Origin of the sequence: Paenibacillus sp. RC67, from assembly GCF_030020805.1 — a bacterium.
Taxonomy (GTDB): Bacteria; Bacillota; Bacilli; order Paenibacillales; family NBRC-103111; genus Paenibacillus_S.
This window is the reverse complement of sequence record NZ_CP125098.1, coordinates 6,464,204-6,483,542: the sequence shown is the minus strand read 5'-3', so window position 1 is coordinate 6,483,542 and position 19,339 is coordinate 6,464,204. Positions and strand designations below refer to the sequence as shown.

The following is a 19,339-nucleotide window of genomic DNA, read 5'->3' as shown; positions in this document are numbered from 1 at the left end:
AAACGTAAGAAAGAGGCAGGAGATATTATTCATTGGGAGGTAAGTTATGAGTTTATTGAAAAGCTTCCGCTTTGGCAAAAGAAACGCAGCTCTCATCCTTTGTTTATCCCTCATGTTCTCACTATTCGTTATGTATCCTGCCAGCGCGGCTACCTTGTTCAGCGATAATTTCGATGACGGCAATTCAAACGGCTGGACGGCGACGACAGGGACATGGTCCGTCGTCCAAGACAACGGCAACTATGTTTATTATCAATCCAGCACGGATGAAGGGCGGACATCGGCAGGCAGCTCAACATGGACGGATTACAGCGTCGAAGCGAATGTCAAGATCGATAATTTCAACGGGTCCAACCGCACTTATGTGGCTGGCCGATATACCGATGGCAACAACTTTTATGCGGCATCTTTGTACAACAGCAGTGGAGGCACCTTGGAAATCCGTAAAAAAGTAAGCGGTTCCACTACGACTTTGGCGAGCAAAACGAACTTTAGCCTTGCGACAGGAACCTGGTACACCGTGAAGCTGGAGATGATCGGCTCCTCCATCAAAATGTACGTCAACGGCACACTGCAGCTGACTGCGACGGATACTAGCTTGATCAAAGGGGCTGTGGGTCTTGTAGCCTTCAAAACGGTTGCCAAATTTGATAATGTGACGGTTTCTGATAGTTCCTCTTCATCCTCTACACCAACGCCTACACCGACAGCAACTCCGACACCTACACCAAGTCCTACACCGACACCAGGTGCCAACAGCCAGTATAACCTTGCAGGCTTTTCTACAGGCAATACAGGGGGAGGTAACATTCCCGAAACCGATTCCCGATACAAAAAAGTGTATAATGCAACAGATCTTGCAGCTGCCCTCAAAAAAGGCTCCGGGGTCAAGGTTATTGAGATCATGAATGATTTAAATCTCGGGTGGAATGAAATTCCTGCCGCTGCTCAAGTCATGCCTTTTGTAGCCAATAATACGCCTTTGACTCACCCGGTTCTCCTTACAACAGGAGTCAGCAAAATCTATATCGACAGCTTCAACGGCTTGACGATCTTCTCCGCCAATGGAGCCAAAATCAAGCATGCTTCCTTTGACATCAAATACTGCTCCAACATCATCATCCGCAATCTGGAATTTGACGAGCTGTGGGAGTGGGATGAATCCACCAAAGGTAACTATGATAAAAACGACTGGGATTATGTAACGATTGAAGGCGCGACCTCCAAGGTATGGATCGACCACTGCACATTCAATAAAGCCTATGACGGTCTGGTGGATGTGAAAAAAGGCAGCATTGGCGTTACCATTTCCTGGTCTACCTTCAAAGGCGATGACCGCAGCTCCAACAGCTGGGTAACGCAGCAAATTAATGCCTTGGAAGCGAATATGTCAGCTTACCCTATGTACGCCTATCTGCGCGGCAGCTCTATTGGCCTCAGCAAGGCAGACATTATAGCTATAGCCGCTTCCCAAAAGAAAGGGCATCTTGTCGGCGCAACGGAGTTCGCTTCGGATAATGCCGATTTGCAAGTCACGCTGCACCATAATTATTATCAGGATATTCAGGACCGGATGCCTCGACTGAGAGGCGGCAATGCTCACGCGTACAATATTGTTATGGACAATGCAACTGCCTATGCGGCAAAGCAAAAAATTACTTCCGCCATGGAGTCGGCACTGTCTTCTAAAGGCTATCATTTCGGCGTGACGAGCAATGGAGCCATCTCCACCGAGAGTGGGGCCGTGCTGCTTGAGAAATCGCAAATCATCGACGTAGTCTCGCCCGTTCGCAATAATCAGGCAGATGCTTCCGATGCTAGCTATACAGGTAAAATCCGGGTTCTGGATACGATGTATTCTTTGAACGGTTCTTCCTTCAGAGGCAGCAGTGATACCGCCGGAAGTCCTTTAGCTCCCGTGCCCGCAGCGGTCAAAGCATTCTCCTGGAACGGCTTTACTTCGCTTCCTTACAGCTATACAACCGATGATCCTTCTACATTGAAAGCAAGACTCACTGCATCCAACGGGTCTGGAGCAGGTAAGCTGTCCTGGACGAAGACCAATTGGCAGTTAACGAGCTATTAAGCTCTACTTCATCAAAAAAAGAGGCCGTTCGCAGCAATTGGTTGCGGACGGCCTCTTTTTTTGGCAAATGCTAGTCTTAAGGAACTTTAACGACGAATGGAACCGTAAATACTTTCCCCTCATGCTGGAATTGTCCCCACATCTTATAAACACCGCTCTTCGGAAAGGTTGTCATGAATTTGGCATCGGGACCTGTCGCTTTTTCTTCCATAGGATGGACATGCAAATATTGCTCCGCATCCTCGCTTAAAATCACGACATGGCCGACAGCGCCCAAGTACTGCTGCAGATTGGTAATGGGCTTCTTGGATGGCGCATCTTTTATGGTGAAGGTCAAAGTGGTTTCTTTGCCGGCTTTCAGAGGATCGTAGGTCAGTGTAATTTCTTTGCCGTCGATTACCTTGGTCAACGTAGTATCCGGTTGAATTGCTTCGGGCTTGGGAGTCTCGCCTTGTACGGTCATCCACTGGCTCTTGGTCGCAGAGCTCTTGCCTGTCGGCACGAAATCGGCGAACAGCTTGTATTGGCCTCCAGCCGGGAACTGTGTCGTAATATCAAACGATCCTTTACCTTTATAATCCGGATGGATGTGGTTGAAATAAGACAAATCCTTGCTGACGACAATGAGATGCATCTTTTTCTCGTGACTCAGATCGAAGTTTTCAATAGCTTTATTGCCGCTATCTGTGATCTGAATTCCAATCGGAGTATCTTTCTTGGGCTGCGGCTTGTCTGGTGTAAGTGTGAAGGCCGCCTTCACGTCGTCGGATTTGGCTGCTTCGGCTCCATGCCCAACGTGGCTGCCTTGCTCTGATGAGCTCATATTCATTCCTTCATGCCTGTTGGAAGCGGGGGCTGATTTACCGCAAGCGGTTAACAATACCGCCGTTAATACGATGGCTGCAGCTGCTTTTTTCATTTAGGTTCCTCCTGAGAATTTTGCGAAGCAAAACTTGCTTCTTATTTTTCCTCATCGTCCACGATCATATAGTTTAGCTCAACGAAGGGAATCCTCCTTAGATTGCGGTTCGCAACGTATCTATAGTTATGCGTTGGATGAACTTGGAGAATTTTTCTTTTTTCTTGGCATTCTGCTGATAATACTCTATAAGCTTACGAACGACAGGAATCATCTGATCAGATGAGATATTGGACAAGAACAGCTCACCAACGGTTGCTTTAGTCGATTTGGGCTCACCGCCGACGTAGATATCATAAGCATCCCTCATCTTAATGATACCGATATCCTTCAGCAGCGGTTCACTCGTGCCAAGAGCACACCCGGCGTAACCGATTTTGAGCGGGCTTGGAGTAGGCAGGCCGGCAATAGCCTCATTCAGTGCATTGGCTATATCTAAACCCGCTTCCTCTGCTCCGCGGCAAAAATTACAGGCGATAAGGCTTTTCGTATAAAAGCCTGCAGGATAAATGAAGAGCCCCTGCTCCTTCAACTGCTGCTGTACCTCATCAATACGAGCTTCATCCATCTTCAGGTACAGCTGCTTGAAGGTCGTCAGCTCAATCTTGGCGTCATTTCCGACAATCGATCCCAGAACGGCCAGCTGTTCTGGCTTGAAAAGACTTCCTCCTACTTCAAAGCCGGGAGTGACGGCGAAGGTTTGAGTTGTCATAGGAATACCTCCTTTGAGTCTCAATAGAATGGTACCCCACTGGGGTACCAGAGTTGTTTAAAGCTTCGTTGGGGTTATTGCGTATCCGAATACTTCGTTCACTTACAATTTAACCCGCTGCAAGCGAAGTGCATTGAGCACAACCGATACGGAGCTGAGCGCCATTGCAGCGCCAGCTACCCATGGAGCAAGCAACCCTATGGCAGCGATGGGGATACCGAGCGAATTGTAAGCCAGTGCCCAGAACAAGTTCTGCTTTATATTAGCCATTGTTTTATTGCTCATAAGAATCGCATCCGGTATGCTGGTTAGTTCACCGCGCATTAACGTAACGTCAGCGGCTTCCATTGCAATGTCTGTGCCGGTACCGATAGCCAGACCAACATCTGCCGTAGCGAGAGCGGGTGCGTCGTTGATGCCGTCGCCCACCATGGCGACTTTCTTGCCTTCAGCTTGCAGCTTCTTGACTTCGTCCGCTTTGCCCTCGGGCAGGACCTCCGCCAGAACACGATGGATGCCGACCTGATCGGCAATGGCGCGGGCTGTCCGTTCATTATCGCCGGTAATCATGATGACCTCGATGCCCATTTGCTGCAGCCGCATGATGGCTTCACGCGATGTTTCCTTGATCGTGTCAGCTACGGCAACCAAACCAGCGAATTGCCCATTAATGGCGATCAGCATAGCGGTTTTTCCTGCAGATTCAAGCTGCTCCATCTCGACATGCAGTTGGCTATAATCCATGCTTTCACGGTCCATAAGCTTACGGGTACCGACCAGCACCTCTTTGCCAGTTACAACGGCACGGATGCCGTAGCCGGGAATTGCTTCGAACTGCTCCGGCTCGGCCAGCTCGATTCCTTTCTCACGGATCCCTTCAACGATGGCTTCCGCCAGCGGGTGCTCTGACGGTTTCTCCGCAGAACCTAACAGCTGCAGCACTTCACGCTCATCCATATCCAGAAGGCGCACATCGGTCAAAGCTGGCTTGCCTTTAGTTACAGTACCGGTTTTATCTAATACAATGGTTTGAACTTTGTGCATCGATTCCAGATGCTCTCCGCCTTTGAAGAGGATGCCGAATTCAGCGGCGCGGCCAGAGCCGGCCATAATCGAAGTCGGAGTAGCAAGGCCAAGAGCACATGGGCAAGCAATAACTAGGACGGCAATGGCTTTTTCCAATGCACTTGCAAAATCACCGGGTACAACCGCGAAGTACCAAACCAGGAAGACGACTAGAGCGATGCCTACGACGATAGGGACGAAAATGCCGGATATGCGGTCTGCTATCCGCTGGATCGGTGCTTTGGATCCTTGAGCGTCCTCCACGACCTTTATGATTTGTGCCAGCGCCGTTTCTTTGCCGACCTTGGTTGCTTTTACTTTCAGGCTCCCGTTTTTATTCACGGTTGCTCCGATCACGGCATCGCCTGCTTTTTTCTCGACAGGAAGGCTTTCGCCGGTCAGCATTGATTCATCGACAGCGGAAATTCCGTCCAGTACCTCGCCGTCGACAGGTATTTTCTCCCCCGGCTTAACGAGAACCACATCGCCTACGATAACATCCTCAACAGCGATGCTCAGCTCCTGACCGTCCCGAATGACTAACGCAGTTTTGGCTTGCAGGCCCATAAGCTTTTTGATAGCTTCGGAAGTACGGCCTTTAGCCAGCATCTCGAATAACTTGCCTAGCAAAATGAGTGTAATCAGAATTGCGCTTGTTTCGTAGTACATTTCCGGTGCGTGATGGCCGTTCGTTCCAAGAGCCCACTGGATAGTGAGATAAAGACTGTAAAAGTAAGCTGCCGAGGTTCCCAGCGCAACAAGAACGTCCATATTTGCGCTTTTATTGCGCAGTGCTTTGAAGGCACCGACATAGAACTGACTGCCAATAATAAATTGAACCGGAGTCGCTAATACTAGCTGAACCCATGGGTTCATGAGGAAATCAGGCAAGTAGATCCAGGAAGTAAACGAGAAGTGGCTGACCATAGCCCACAGCAATGGAAGTGATAATATCGCCGAAATCCACATCTTTCGCTTCTGGGCGGCAATTTCTTTGTGCTTATGGTCAATATCTGGGGTACCGTCCTGCTTCACACGAGCTTCATAGCCGATCTTTTTAACTCGATTGATCATATCATCAACGGTAACTTCAGCTGCCGAATATTCTACATGAGCGGTTTCGAGAGCAAAGTTAACAGTTGCTGAGCTGACGCCTGGGAGCTTGTTCAGCACCTTTTCGATTTTCGCCGCGCATGCCGCGCAGGTCATTCCGCTTAATTCGAAATCTACTTTTTCTTTTATCGTATCGTAGCCAAGGGCCTGAATCTTTTGTTCAAGACTGTCGAGGCTTACTTTGTTAGGATCAAAAGTAACGGAAGCTCTCTCCAGAGCAAAATTGACATTAGCTTCAGCCACGCCGTCCATTTTCTTCAACCCTTTTTCAATCCGGTTGGCACAGGCGGCACAAGTCATTCCCGATATTTGGAGGGTGGATTGATGCTGCTCTTGTTCTAGCATGGGGTACAACTCCTTTGTATATACCTATATGGGGTATATTTGTGTGAAAAAAAATAGGTGATGCTCCAATACGTATTATTTAATCTCGTAACCTTGATCTTCAATCGCGTTCTTGATGGAATCCAAGGATAGGATGGTTTCATCATATTCAATTGATACCGATTTGGCACCCAGATCTACACTGCCTTGTGCTCCAAGTTTCTTCAATGCTCCTTCAATCGATTGGACACAGTGTCCGCAAGACATCCCCGCTACGTTCAATGTCATATGTTTCATCATTATCTTCTCCTTCGACAGGTTATTTATTAATTTTGAAGTGAACTTGTTGTTTTGATACTTCCACTATAATATACCCCCATGGGGTATGTCAATGGGCGTGACGAAAATATTTCCAAAAGCAAAAAAACCTCCGCTTATAAGCGAAGGTCCAATTATAGGATGATGCATTCAGCTCTGTTGTGCTTTCAGTTTACTGATTTTAAAGCTTAGAAATACAAGGAAGAGAAGAAGGATGCCGCCTTGGAATGCTATTGCCCCGGAAATCGATATTCCTCTATCAACGGCTGCGTAATAAAGCCCTGAGCCTGCGAGCATCAAGCTGTTTTCAATCAGGTTTTGAACGGCGATTGTTTTACCGGCCCCTGTTATACGCAGACCTTCTTCCTGCAGCACTGTGTTCATGGGAACGATGAAGATACCTCCCATGCTGCCGACAGCTAGAAGCAGAATAATAGCGATTGGAGTACTGTGAATCCATGGGAACAAGAAGATCAGCGAAGCCATGATATAGCCGAAATGAACAGACTTGAAAAATTGCTTGAGCTGTACCAGCTTAGGAGCAAAGAAGGCCCCGGCAATAATACCTATCGAAGTTGTGGCCAGGATTAAGGATACTTGAACATCATCGGAACGAAAGCCGAGTGATGCTGGAATCCAGGCCAGGACGGCTGTCCGCAGAACGGCGGAGCTCATCCAGAAGGCGCCTGTACCTACTAGGGAAAATTGCGTCACCGGATTGCGGAACAATTGAGAAGCACTGTTGAAAAATTGTAAAGCTTCTTGAGTATATCGGATCGATCGATCACCATGCATTCTAGGAATCCGAAAGGTCATACAGAGCGATACGGCATATAAGGTAGCGCAGATAAGCGATGACCATAACGGAGAGACTGAAGCAACGATAGAGCCGCCGCCGCCGATACCAGTAAGAATGGCGAGAATGGTATAGGCCTCGATGCGGGAATTGGCTTTAAACAGCTCCTGTTCGTTAGCCGTCAGCTCCGGAAGTATGCCGTATTTGGCAGGGGAATAGACGACAGCGCCGATGCCTACTGTAAAATAACATAGCATGAGCATCACGATGCTGGAGGAATCTACGATAAGGAGCAAGGCAATTCCAAGTAATTTGAGGGCGTTTCCTGCCACCAGCACCAAGGCTTTGGGATACTTATCAGCGAAAGGGCCTACGAAAGGCGCCAGCAAGATGTAGGGAAGAAAGAAGGCCATGCTTACCAGAGCCAACGATTCGGCGGAAAAGCCGTTCCGTGTCAGTAATCCTGAAATGACCAATAGAGACATATTGTCAGCGAAAGCGGATAAGAATTGCGTTACATACAGCGCGTTCAGCGCTTTATGCATGGTTGGTTTGGTTGTGGACGCCTGAATTGTCGGATGGATGGGGTTCATTGTGTTCCGCTCCTTTTGGAATCGCAGAATCCGTATATTTTTTAAGCGCTACATAGTCGGTTTTACCACTGCCAAGCAGCGGAAGCTTATCAATCGTTTCCAAACGGGACGGGAGCAGCAGCGGTGTATAGCCCTTGGCTGCCATGCAGGACTTGAGTTCCTGAAGATGGTAGCCCGGCTTTGTCACATAAAGTACAATCCGTTCACCCTTGCGGACGTCCGCCGCGCTGACTGCAGCCAGAGACAACGTTGGATCTGCAAAGCAGGCTGCAGCTATCTCTTCGACAAGCTGGAGAGAGATCATCTCTCCGCCGATTTTGGCGAACCGCTTCAAACGTGCCTGAATCGTCATAAAGCCTTGTGCATCCAGCTCGACGATATCTCCGCAGTCGTACCACTCAGGGCACGGGACGAAGCCTTTGCCGTGAATCAGATACCCTTTCATCACGTTTGGTCCTTGAATAAGGAGACTCCCTCCGGATTCGATTCCGGCAACGGGCTCGACTTTGTATCGTAAGCCCGGAAGTATTCGGCCAACCGTACCCAGCTTCGAAGCAAGGGGAGAATTGATAGAAATGACCGGAGCGGCTTCCGTCGTCCCGTAGCCTTCCAATATCCGAATGCCGAATTTGCGGCTCCACAGTTCTCTTACCTCATCCTTGAGCTTCTCCGCTCCGGCAACGACGTAACGGACCGAATGAAAATCATAAGGATGCGCAGCCCTGCCATACCCGGCCAAGAAAGTGGATGTCCCGAACAGGATGGTTGCATTCCGGTCATACACGATTTCAGGGATAGCCCGGTAATGCAAGGGGCTTGGATACAAAATCACGGGCACGCCTGTAAGAAGCGGCAGCAGCGTCCCTACGGTGAGTCCGAAGCTGTGAAACATCGGCAGCGCATTGAACAAAATATCGGATGAGTTGAAATCGAATACGGTTTTGGCCTGCTGTATGTTGGCGTACAACTGCTCGTGCCCTAGTACGACACCCTTTGGCTTGCTCTCGCTGCCGGAGGTGAACAAGATCACATCGCGGCTTCCTGGAGCCGCCTTCTTGCCTGTTAATTGATCCAACAGGCCTGCAAGTTTATCGCTCCAGCCCACGGATGCTTTGACATCCTCCAGATAGATGAGGCGGCATTTATCGGCCAAGGCTGCGGTTGTTTGTTCCAGCTTCGCAGCTGCGATAAATTGACGGGAAGTGACAATAGTCTGTAATCCCGCAGTTTCACATGCATCGAGAAGACTTTGCTGCCCGGAGGAGAAATTCATCATAGCCGGAGTGATTCCTAGACGAAATAGAGCGAACAAAGCAATCGCATGACCGATTGAGTTTGGAAGCAGCACCCCGACCGTTTGCTGTTCCTTCAGCAGCGGATGGAGCTTGTGAGCGAAAATGTGGGAAGCTGTTATCAGCTTACCGTAAGTCATACGCTGCGAGAGATCCTCGCAGATAACGCTACGCTTCCCGTGAAGGGAGGCTTGGTGGAGCAGCTCGTCGAACAGGTTGACCTGCGGCTTCAATCTGCTTTGCAGCAGCTGTTCTTGCAGAGCTAACAGGATCGTGTAGGCTGCCTGCTCCTTCTGACGTTTCATAGTCAGGTTCGGCTGAGCCTCGATAACGAAGGCATCGCCGATTTGTATATCGATAACCGGGAACCAGACGGTTTTTATTTTACGTCCAATGTAGGAGAGCTTGGAGCGCTCTGCGCCGTTGATTGCGATGGGAACGAGCTGGGCTCCGGTTTTCAGTGCTATATAGGCGATACCGGTATATATTTTCATCAATCCGCTCGTCGTTGTAATGCGTCCTTCAGGGAATAGGACGAGCGGTACGCCGCTTTGTACGGTTTTAACCATAGTCCTTACGGAGTAGGGGTTTAACGGATCTACGGTAATATGCTTGCGCAGCTTGAGGGCAAGCCGGAATCGTTGAGCGATTTTGGTATTCACGACGAACGCGGCTTCTTCCGGAAGGTAAGCTGCTAGCAGGATGGCGTCCAAGAGCGATACATGGTTCGGCATCAAGATAGTGTGTTGGCTAAAGTCCAGCTTGTGCAGACCGGAAATTTTGAATTTAAAGCATAGGCGGAATATCATTTTCAGGATTGCGATAAGGATAGGCATCGGAATCGACTCCTCTTTTGTTGGACTGGCTCTTAATACCTGGTGCTAAGCTATATTTGTATTGTATACGCAGCTCACACAAAAGAAGAGTACTAACTTTATATAGTACCTTCCTGTTTATGGATAAGAGAACATACAAAATAACCGGCCTCGTCGTCAAAGATGCGGGCAAAGCCGGTTGCCAATGGAAGTGACAATATGCCTAGCGGGCGCTTACTGTAGGCTCCAAAATGGTCAAAGATGCAGTGATCGTGTTGAGATTGACCCTGGCTCCAATCGGTACGGCAGCTTTGTAGATGCCATGAGCCGAGGAAAGGTTGGTGATCAGGGGCTTGCCGAGTGGGACCATGACCTCGTTGATGAGGTCGTCATAAGTTTTGCCGTAGGATGTCACGCAGTTGGTGCATTCCCCCATAACAATGCCGACACAGTCGGCGAATTTGCCAGCCAGCTTCAGATGATTGATCATTCGGTACACCCGATTAATCTGTTCGTGCGTTTCCTCGAGAAACAAGATGCAGCCACGGGTATCGATCTCGTGGGGAGTTCCGAGAGTGTCTACAAGAGAAGTCAGATTTCCGCCTACGATACGTCCTGTTACGTTGCCCGGCACTTTAGGGATCAAGGGAATGCCAGGAGGATTTTGAATCAGCTTGGGATAGGTAGTGGATGAGATCAATCCGAAAAATTGATTGAAATTGTAAGGTGGCGTGTCCATGCGAAAATTGATCAGCATTAAACTGGAGAACGTCATTAGATCGCTGAACTGATACAGTGTGTTCAACAGCACGGTGACGTCGCTGTAGCCGGACACAATTTTCGGATTCAGAGAAATGGTACGATAGTCCAGATAAGGCAATATTCCTGCAATTCCAACCCCGCCTCTTGTAGGTAAAATCAGTCGCACCTGGGGGTTGATGAACATATTCATCAAATCGTATGCCCGCTGTTCGTCTGTTCCCGATAGAAATCCGCTATCTGCATAAACATAGTTGCCGAGAATAACCTGAAACCCCATATTTTTTAATATTGCTACCGCACTGTCAATTTCGGAGGCAGGAAGCGGGCTTCCAAGACTTACAACTCCTATCGTATCCCCAGGCTGCAACAGAGGCGGTTTTATAGCCATTCGAAAAACCTCCTTTAGTAGACATCTTGAATCCGGATCCTTTTCTATTTCTCACTGTTACAATATCTATGCTGCTTTATCGTGAATTAATAGTGTTATGGAGCATCATTAACCATATACGGAAATACAATGGAATTAACAGCAAATAAACGGTTATCCTGCAGCCCGGACACCTCATACGGGTTGAGAATGGAGGCTCTATGCAAATTCATGTCGTGCAGTCCGGGCAATCGCTTTATGTCATCTCCCATTCATATGGCGTTACTGTTGAATCGATTATCGAAGCTAACGAGCTATCGGCTCCAGGGAATTTGGTCGTAGGGCAAGCATTGGTTATTCCTATCGCGGGAATGTATTATTGGGTACAGCCGGGGGATAGTCTTCAGTCGATAGCCGTCAAGGTGGGCTTATCGGAGATGGCGATAGTGCAGGCGAATCATTTGGATTGGAATACACCTCTGCAAGCTGGCAGACGGCTCTATATTCCTCCAAGGCCGCGACGGAATGCGGAGATCAATGCCTATGTGGAGCCAAGAGGAGAGCATGTGTCCCCGGCACTTCATGAGGCTGCTAAGAAAGCTGCACCACATCTTACATATTTGGCACCCTTCAGCTTTCATATATTGAGGGACGGTACGTTAAAAGCGCCTCCTCTCAACGACTTTGCTACCATTGCCGCTCAACAAGGGGTTACGCTAATGATGGCTGTAACGAATCTAGAAAAGGGGCAGTTCAGCGCAGAGCTGGGGGAAGTTGTATTGAATGATGCTGTTGTTCAAGACCACTTGCTTGATAACGTAATCCGTACGGCAAAGGAGCTTCAGTTCCGCGATATTCATTTCGATATCGAGCATCTTCGTCCAACCGATAGGGAAGCTTATAATCGTTTTCTAAGGAAGGCAGCAGCAAGACTGCATGCGCAAGGGTTCTTAATGTCCACAGCGCTGGCGCCCAAAATAAGCGCAGCGCAGACCGGAGCATGGTATACGGCCCATGATTATAAGGTTCACGGGGAAGTGGCTGATTTCGTCATCATTATGACTTACGAATGGGGGTATAGCGGCGGTCCTCCCATGCCGGTCTCACCCTTGCCTTCCGTGCGCAGGGTACTCGAATACGCTATCACAGAAATGCCGGCCTCTAAAGTGATGATGGGGCAAAATCTGTACGGTTATGATTGGACGCTGCCTTATGTACCTGGCGGTCCATTTGCCAGAGCGCTAAGCCCTCAGCAAGCGATCGACCTGGCAAGAGAGCGTAGAGCAGGGATTCAATATGACCACGTCGCACAGGCGCCGCATTTTCAATATACCGGCGATGCAGGCAAGAGGCACATCGTTTGGTTTGAGGATGCGCGGTCGATTCAAGCCAAGTTTAATCTGGTCAAGGAGCTTGGGATCAGAGGTGTCAGCTATTGGAAATTGGGGCTCGCCTTCCCACAAAATTGGCTTCTCCTAGAGGACAATTTCCGGGTGGTCAAGCGCTGAGCGTAACAGCCAGTGAAAGAGCTTGTTATTGAACCGCTTCAGGCGTCTCCCTCAAACGATCTTGACTACATTTCTCAAAATACTCGGCATGTGCTACGGTCAGTAGTGTTCGATTCAACATTAAAAGCCCGGCTAAAGAGAGGATCTCTTTTTACCGGGCTTATCAATTATGCTTATAAATTACTATTATCTATGGAATGGTTTTTCTTCCTCCACCAGCGCAGGTCGGCACGCCATGATGCTTGAACGAGCTCAGCTAGTGACAGGAGCAGCAGCAGGCCGCTAAGCGATACAAGCACGGCAAGTGGAAGCGTCCATACTTGAGCAGGCTCCGCAAAGTAGGGGACAAGTGCAATTGTCAGAACGGGAGGCGCATTCAGCTTCAGCTTGCGAATGATTAGAATGGCGCACAGAGTAGATGCCAGAAAAGAAAACATGCCTGTATGGCTTAAATACAACGCTGAGCTGATCAACGATGCAACGGAGGCGCCGGCGATCATTTTACTGAAATCTTTTATGGAGAAGGTCCGGGTGATGAACAAATAGGAGAAAGCGCCCAGTGTCGGGTAAAAGATCATTTTAATATCCGGCACATGCCGGGAAATCCAGTAAATAAACATCAAGTACAAGCAGATGACCCATGTCTTCATATTCACGTCCGCAACGTCCTTTACCTTTATTCATGTAATAACATACATCGGATTAGCGAAAAGCCATCGTTCATCTTACTATGGGTCTTTGTCTTCGTCAATAGCGGATTCATTATCCCTGCTTTCGGTACTGTCCTGGGGGAACACCGACGATTCGCTTGAACATACGTATAAAATTAGAATAATCGTTAAATCCTGATAACTGGCAGGCAGCGGTAACGTTATGTCCTTCATACAGCAGCTTTTTGGCCTGTGCGATACGTTTAAGCAAAATGTACTCATGGATTGTACTCCCGATACTTCGGCGAAACAGCCGGCTTAAGTAATAGCGATTCATGAAAAATTGCTGCTCAAGTGCCTCCAAGGACAGATCGTGATCAAGATGATTATCAATAAAGTCGAGCACCGGCGCTAGCTTCTCCGGAACGAACGATGAAGGAAGCGGGGACTGATTATGCACAAAGGCACGGTTTAACAGCACCAGCAGCTCAATGGTATATGTAGAGAGCAGAATGTCAGAGCCGTCGGACGGCTGTTGGAATAAGGAATCCATCTTTTGGTATACGGCTAACAGCTCTTCCAATTGAGGAGGAAGCAGCTGAATCTTATTTTGTTCCCCCAGCGGACGGTTCGTAAAACAGTTGAGCAGGTCTAAAGTAAACGACGAAGTGAGCTGCCTTACCACTTCAGGGTCAAAATGAATGACGATATTTTCATAGGGTGCATCTGACTGCAACGTCGCTTTATGCAGCTCCCGATTATTCATAATCAACAGATCGCCATAGGCGAGCGGATAAACCTTTTTCTCAATAAAATAATGGACGTCTCCGCTAATAAAAAAGTAAATTTCGAAGCGGTCATGCAGATGGAAGTCCATTTTCGGAGGGTGCTCCGTACGCCTGTGACCGTATTGAATTCCTTTTATTTCATGAGCAATGCGCATGGTAGTGCACCTCCGGATAAAAAGTCAAAAAAAGCAATAAATACGGCAATTCATGCAATGAATTTGTTTTTATTATACCTCATTATAAAATGTGAATTAAAGCGTGTTTCATTATTTGGCACGCTACCATTAAGAAATCAGGTGAAAACGTGAAATCATTGGGAACAGCAATTATCGGGTGCGGTTCTATTTCAGGCGTCCATTTGAAAGCGATCGCAGGGTTGGAGCTGGCACAATTAAAGGCCGTTGTGGATGTTAACGAAAGCTTGGCTCAAAAAGTGGCTGCGGAGTACGGCTGCGATTATTACACCGACTACAAGGAAATGCTGAAGCGCGATGATATTCAAGTGGTTCATATTTGTACAGGCCACTATTTGCATGCTCCGATGACGGTGGATGCTTTAAAGGCGGGCAAGCATGTATTAACGGAGAAGCCGATGGCGGAGAATAAAGCTTCTGCCCAAACGATGCTGGATGCGGCTAAGGAAAGTAAGGATGTTCAACTGGGCGTTATTTTTCAAAACCGGTACAATCCGTCGTCCAAGCGCATGAAGCAGGCTGTTGAGTCCGGAGAATTCGGCAAGCTGCTGTGCATGAAGGGGATCGTCACCTGGTCTAGGGGACCTGCCTATTACGAAACCGAATGGAAGGGTAAATGGGCTACCGAAGGCGGCGGCGTTCTGATTAATCAGGCGATTCATACACTGGATCTGCTGCAATGGTTAGGTGGAGACATCGCTAGCATCAAGGGAAGTATCTCTAACGATTCCCTCGAAGGTGTTATTGAGGTGGAAGATTCTGCACACGCGTTTGTTCAGTTTAAGAACGATGTGAAGGCGGTATTCTACGCTACGAATGCTTACGGCAAAAGCACCCCTATCGAAGTTGAGCTGATCTTCGAGAATGCGGTATTGTCGCAGCGCGGGGATACGTTGTATCTGGAACAGGACGGTAAGCAGACCGTGTTGGCAGAGCCGGTTAAGAACGACTTGGGAGAGAAAGCTTATTGGGGCGTGAGTCATCAGTTCCAAATTCGTGATTTCTACGAGCATATATTAGAAGGCAAGCAGTTCTGGATCGATGGTCCTGAGGGCTACAAAGCGTTCAGACTTGTCATGGATATTTATGAATCATCCCGCATCGGGGAAAAAATCATATACAGCTAGAATTAGCAGCATTAATCAATCAACGAGCTGGCCGCTCTTGGACATTCCAAGGGCGGCTTTTATTTGTCTATGGCGCTAATTTTCACTGTCTGAAGACTGCTCCAATTTTTGTAACTCTAGCATTAGAAAAAAATGATAGAAGGACCTCTTCATTCATGGAGTCAAACTCTCAACTGACTTCATACCGTAATAGTACAAGCGCGAGAGGAGGGAAGAACATGTTGAACGATTACGTATTGGCTGTTTGCATTCTTCCATCCTACTTTTTTATAACGTTGACCGTCTCCCTGCTAGTCTTCATGAGCCTTTGCCTCTTATTGCATATTCGTGGATGCCGCGAACACTCCGAATACAGCGAAATGGAGCAGCTAAGACGAAGCGACCTGGAGCTGTCCAAGCGAATACAGCAATCGGTGTTGCCTAAGCCGGTACAAAACGCTTTTATCGTTATTAAAGGCCTGCACGTTCCTTCTGGACAAGTGTCGGGAGATACGTATATGTGGACGCTGCTGCAGGAGCACAGCGCGTGGATTATTTTGATGGACGTCATGGGACATGGAGTTTCCTCTTCCTTCGTGAGCATGTATATGCAAGCTTTTATGCAATCACTTCCTCCAAACCTTATGGACCCAAAGAAAATTATGAACCGATTGAATACGCGCCTGTGCGAGCTGATGCGGACCATAGCGGAGGAAGATGCTATGTACTGTACGGCTGTTTGTATAAGAGCGGACGCATTGCGTAAACGAGTGGAATATGTCAATGCGGGCCATCCGTACGGAATCATGCTGGGTGATGATGATAACCTATCCGAATTATCTTCTGGAGGTCTTACGTTAGGGATCGATGCCAAGGCGGTGTTTGTCAAAGCGGTGGTTCCCTATCGTAAAAAAGCACGCATCGTGCTGTTCACGGACGGATTATTTGAAGTATACGGTTCCTTGCCCGTCTCAACCGAGCTGCGAATGAAGCAACTGCTGCAAGCCTGCAGCCGTTCCGACACGGATTGTTTTATGGGCCGATTAGAGGGAGATCTGCAGCAGGCAGCAAACAAGCCCGACGATATTAGTGTTATCGTGTTGGATTTAAAGGATCAGACGATGAGGAGTGACAGCGATGGTGTTCATGGTACTTGAAAGTTATCCTTGCCAGCAATTCATAGATATGTCGGATGTGTTGATGGAGCAATTTCTGAAGGGTACGGGAGTGGCTCAATATCGCAAGCTATGCTTTGCCGTGCACGAGTTGGTTATCAATGCGGTCGAAGGTGCGCTTCGGTATCAAGCGGCGAAGAACAAAATCAGTGGCTGCAGGGGTCAGAAACGGTTGGATTGCACGCTATGGCTGAGAATGGAACTGGAGGAAGGGGAAATCGTTGTTACCATTTCAAATTACGCGGAGCTTGGAGTGTGCCAAGAGATACGAGGCAAGAGCAGCCTTAGCATGGAAGAGCTGCTCCTTGAAGAAAGAGGACGGGGGTTATTAATTGCCAAGCAATGGTCTGACCAAATCACATACGAACAGGATGAAGATGGTAAATTCACGATTCAATTAAGGAAAAAAGGAGATGTTGAGCATGAGCAAACAAGTATACGATCCGAACGGAAGCGGTGAGGGCTCATTCATCCATTTTAGCAGCAGACGGGTAGGGTCTTATCTCTATATTATAGCTACAGGTAAACTGACCTATGGATATGAGGGTAAAGCCAAGGAATGGCTGACCCGTGTAGTGAAGCCTGCTGAGGGCTATATTGTGGATCTGTCCGGATTGACTTTAATTGATAGTACGGGCTTAGGGGTACTGATTCATTTTTTGAAAACCTACTGTATCGGTAGCAGGCACATGGCCATCATTGTGAAGGATGAATTGATGAAGGAGTTGATTACGATAGCCAAGCTGCATATGCTGATGCCCATTTGCGATAGTATGCAGGAGGCTGTTCAGCGGTTGGAAGCACAATCCTTAAGGAAGGAGGACTCATAGGATGAACCATTTGCAATCGTTATCGGACAAAATGAGCAAGAAGGATCTCATTTATGGATTTATCATTGTCGATCTAACGATACTGCTCCTTGCTGTGGCGGTTTGGAAGTTCCATACCTCCCGTGAAGTCATCGATCAAATTTCTTTGGGGTCGGCTTTAACGACGATCCTGTTAGCTGTGGTGGCGATGGTGTATTCGTACATTCAAACTTTGGAGGCCTCCGCTCAAAATCGGATGGTTCAGCAAGCACTCGGCAAAATTAGCGAGAAGGTGGATGAATTTGGCAAGATGAAGGAGGAGCTGATTACATTGCGGCAGGATACGAGGACCTATAACGAGCACATATTGGAATCTCTGAATCGATTTGTGGAGGAGGGCGCGGATCATATCGATTCCATCTTCAAGGTGCTTCGTGAACGCGGCTTGGAGGTACCAGAGGAGGTGGAGAAAGATATTGCAGCGGCATACCGGGACAAGTTCAATAGTGAGCTTGCTGTCATCCGCTCCCGTTTCATCGAAAGCCAGGAGAAGCAATTGACAAGAGAACTGATTGCGTTAGTTCAAAACAATCTTCAAAGCGGTTACGAGGTAACACTGCTGGAGCTGGTCGATTTATTAGTATACAAGGGGGGTCGAATTTGAAGGCAAAGAGCTGATTGAAGCGTTGACTTCATTGGAGCAGCTGGGATTGTTGTCCATCATCCAGACGCAGAGAGGACGGTCTGTCAAAATTGTGTAAACAAGCGGATTGCCACACCTTCATCGTAAAAGATAAAAGCTCCGGCTCGTCCATTTGAATGGTAAAAGCGGGAGCTTTCACAGCTTTACTACTGTTGTTGAGGTTGGTGTTGTTCAAGCCGGCTGTAGAACTGAAGTACTTTTTCTTCATATTCCTTCGGATGAACCGCGTGACTTTTCACATGGTCCGCCCCGGATGGTTTCCACAACTCAAAACGGTCAGGATGCTTGGCCCACATCGTTTCACTGTTCGAATATGGAACCGAATGATCATCGGTGCTATGAATAAACAGAATAGGCCGAGGATAGACTCGATCAACCGCACTCAGACCGTCCACCTGATCCGGGTCAATCCCGGTCAACTGCGGTAAAATGCCAAGGATTAGCGGCGTGAACGGAAAATTCGGCAGGTGGGACCAGACAGGCAGGTTCTCCTTTAAATACCGGGTCAAATGATTAAAAGGGCTATCCGCTACAATACCCACTATGCTGGGCTCCTCCGCGGCTGCTATCAACGCAGTGGTCGCTCCCATAGAAAAACCATGCAGCGCAATGGTTCCAGGGTGGTTCGCGTTCATCCAATCGACAGCTCCGAGCAGATCGTACTTCTCCAAATAGCCTACGGACGTCACATCACCGCCGGACTCCCCGGAATTGCGGAAGTCGAACATGAGAACGTTGTAGCCCTGATCCACAAGCGTTTTGGACAGCTTCAATGCCTCAGCATCCGCTTGCAAGCGGTTTTTGCGATAGCCGTGGGCCATTATGATGTTCAGCTTAGCCGGCGACGACTCGCTCTCTAGAAACCAACCTTTTAGGGTTACGTCGTTCGTTCTGCTTTGGAACTCTACCTGCTCGAAGTGGATGCCGTGCGCCTCCGGAGTATCCTTCAGTGTATCACGCACAGGATGTGTCAGCTTCCAGCCGACATAGACAGAAACGCCGACACAGGCTATCAGAAGCAGGATGAGGATAGAGGCGCCCCATAATCCCTTGCGTTTGAAGCTGCTGCGAGGGCGCGGAGCTCTCGTTATAGCAGGAGTAGGTCGCATATGTACATTCCTTTCCAACCCCTTGGAACTTGCTTTAAATGAAGCTTTGCTTTCCTCCGGGCAATAAAATAGTGTTGCTTTCGCTAAGTAACTGCTCTCAAGCGCTATTGCAGGTACCATTATACGACAAGCTGC

The 19,339-nt window shown here is 48.3% G+C and carries 18 protein-coding genes; 7 read left to right on the top strand and 11 right to left on the bottom strand.

Going from position 1 to position 19,339, the window contains the following annotated elements; all coding sequences use genetic code 11:
- Positions 1-46: 46 nt before the first annotated feature.
- On the top strand, positions 47-2,086 hold the full coding sequence (locus QMA13_RS29390; protein ID WP_481858048.1) for a pectate lyase family protein: 2,040 nt from the start codon (positions 47-49) through the stop codon (positions 2,084-2,086).
- A gap of 76 nt (positions 2,087-2,162) precedes the next feature.
- On the opposite strand, the gene QMA13_RS29385 is transcribed toward QMA13_RS29390, so the two are convergent.
- The 7 genes from QMA13_RS29385 to QMA13_RS29355 form a co-directional block, all read right to left on the bottom strand.
- The gene (locus QMA13_RS29385; protein ID WP_282937200.1) at positions 2,163-3,005 is read right to left on the bottom strand and encodes a hypothetical protein; all 843 of its coding nucleotides are present in this window, start codon (positions 3,003-3,005) and stop codon (positions 2,163-2,165) included.
- 97 nt (positions 3,006-3,102) lie between these two features.
- Positions 3,103-3,717 carry a nitrite/sulfite reductase domain-containing protein gene (locus QMA13_RS29380; RefSeq protein WP_282937199.1) on the bottom strand — a complete coding sequence of 205 codons (615 nt, stop codon included), beginning with the start codon at positions 3,715-3,717 and terminating at the stop codon, positions 3,103-3,105.
- Between the two features lie 102 nt (positions 3,718-3,819).
- Positions 3,820-6,240: a heavy metal translocating P-type ATPase gene (locus QMA13_RS29375; protein ID WP_282937198.1), complete on the bottom strand. Its 2,421-nt coding sequence runs from the start codon at positions 6,238-6,240 to the stop codon at positions 3,820-3,822.
- A gap of 75 nt (positions 6,241-6,315) precedes the next feature.
- Complete coding sequence (locus QMA13_RS29370) at positions 6,316-6,519, bottom strand: cation transporter (protein WP_481858047.1); 204 nt, start codon at positions 6,517-6,519, stop codon at positions 6,316-6,318.
- A 168-nt stretch (positions 6,520-6,687) separates the two neighbouring features.
- Complete coding sequence (gene lplT, locus QMA13_RS29365; protein ID WP_282937197.1) at positions 6,688-7,926, bottom strand: lysophospholipid transporter LplT; 1,239 nt, start codon at positions 7,924-7,926, stop codon at positions 6,688-6,690.
- Positions 7,871-10,054: an AMP-binding protein gene (locus tag QMA13_RS29360; RefSeq protein ID WP_282937196.1), complete on the bottom strand. Its 2,184-nt coding sequence runs from the start codon at positions 10,052-10,054 to the stop codon at positions 7,871-7,873. The genes lplT and QMA13_RS29360 overlap by 56 nt, the downstream gene beginning before the upstream one ends.
- A gap of 202 nt (positions 10,055-10,256) precedes the next feature.
- Positions 10,257-11,183 carry a S66 peptidase family protein gene (locus QMA13_RS29355; RefSeq protein WP_282937195.1) on the bottom strand — a complete coding sequence of 309 codons (927 nt, stop codon included), beginning with the start codon at positions 11,181-11,183 and terminating at the stop codon, positions 10,257-10,259.
- 200 nt (positions 11,184-11,383) lie between these two features.
- On the opposite strand from QMA13_RS29355, the gene QMA13_RS29350 reads away from it, so the two are divergent.
- Complete coding sequence (locus QMA13_RS29350; protein ID WP_282937194.1) at positions 11,384-12,670, top strand: LysM peptidoglycan-binding domain-containing protein; 1,287 nt, start codon at positions 11,384-11,386, stop codon at positions 12,668-12,670.
- A 173-nt stretch (positions 12,671-12,843) separates the two neighbouring features.
- On the opposite strand, the gene QMA13_RS29345 is transcribed toward QMA13_RS29350, so the two are convergent.
- Both QMA13_RS29345 and QMA13_RS29340 read right to left on the bottom strand, forming a co-directional pair.
- On the bottom strand, positions 12,844-13,326 hold the full coding sequence (locus tag QMA13_RS29345) for a hypothetical protein (RefSeq protein WP_282937193.1): 483 nt from the start codon (positions 13,324-13,326) through the stop codon (positions 12,844-12,846).
- Between the two features lie 106 nt (positions 13,327-13,432).
- Positions 13,433-14,263, bottom strand: coding sequence for a helix-turn-helix domain-containing protein (locus QMA13_RS29340; protein WP_282937192.1), 831 nt, complete (start codon positions 14,261-14,263; stop codon positions 13,433-13,435).
- Between the two features lie 149 nt (positions 14,264-14,412).
- Here QMA13_RS29340 and QMA13_RS29335 point away from each other — a divergent pair, with 149 nt between their 5' ends.
- The 5 genes from QMA13_RS29335 (at position 14,413) to QMA13_RS29315 (ending at position 18,056) form a co-directional block, all read left to right on the top strand.
- Positions 14,413-15,429 carry a Gfo/Idh/MocA family protein gene (locus QMA13_RS29335; protein WP_282937191.1) on the top strand — a complete coding sequence of 339 codons (1,017 nt, stop codon included), beginning with the start codon at positions 14,413-14,415 and terminating at the stop codon, positions 15,427-15,429.
- Between the two features lie 218 nt (positions 15,430-15,647).
- Positions 15,648-16,565, top strand: coding sequence for a PP2C family protein-serine/threonine phosphatase (locus QMA13_RS29330; RefSeq protein ID WP_282937190.1), 918 nt, complete (start codon positions 15,648-15,650; stop codon positions 16,563-16,565).
- The gene (locus QMA13_RS29325; RefSeq protein ID WP_282937189.1) at positions 16,546-17,043 is read left to right on the top strand and encodes an ATP-binding protein; all 498 of its coding nucleotides are present in this window, start codon (positions 16,546-16,548) and stop codon (positions 17,041-17,043) included. Before QMA13_RS29330 ends, QMA13_RS29325 begins: the two co-directional genes overlap by 20 nt.
- Positions 17,006-17,413 (top strand): STAS domain-containing protein, encoded by a 408-nt coding sequence (locus QMA13_RS29320; RefSeq protein WP_282937188.1) that lies wholly within the window; start codon positions 17,006-17,008, stop codon positions 17,411-17,413. Before QMA13_RS29325 ends, QMA13_RS29320 begins: the two co-directional genes overlap by 38 nt.
- Before the next feature lies 1 nt (position 17,414).
- The gene (locus QMA13_RS29315; protein WP_282937187.1) at positions 17,415-18,056 is read left to right on the top strand and encodes a hypothetical protein; all 642 of its coding nucleotides are present in this window, start codon (positions 17,415-17,417) and stop codon (positions 18,054-18,056) included.
- Between the two features lie 28 nt (positions 18,057-18,084).
- Here QMA13_RS29315 and QMA13_RS29310 read toward each other — a convergent pair whose 3' ends face one another.
- Positions 18,085-18,270, bottom strand: coding sequence for a hypothetical protein (locus QMA13_RS29310; RefSeq protein ID WP_282937186.1), 186 nt, complete (start codon positions 18,268-18,270; stop codon positions 18,085-18,087).
- Entirely contained in the window at positions 18,242-19,324 is a 1,083-nt protein-coding gene (locus tag QMA13_RS29305) for an alpha/beta hydrolase (protein ID WP_282937185.1), read from the bottom strand. Before QMA13_RS29305 ends, QMA13_RS29310 begins: the two co-directional genes overlap by 29 nt.
- Between the last annotated feature and the right edge of the window lie 15 nt (positions 19,325-19,339).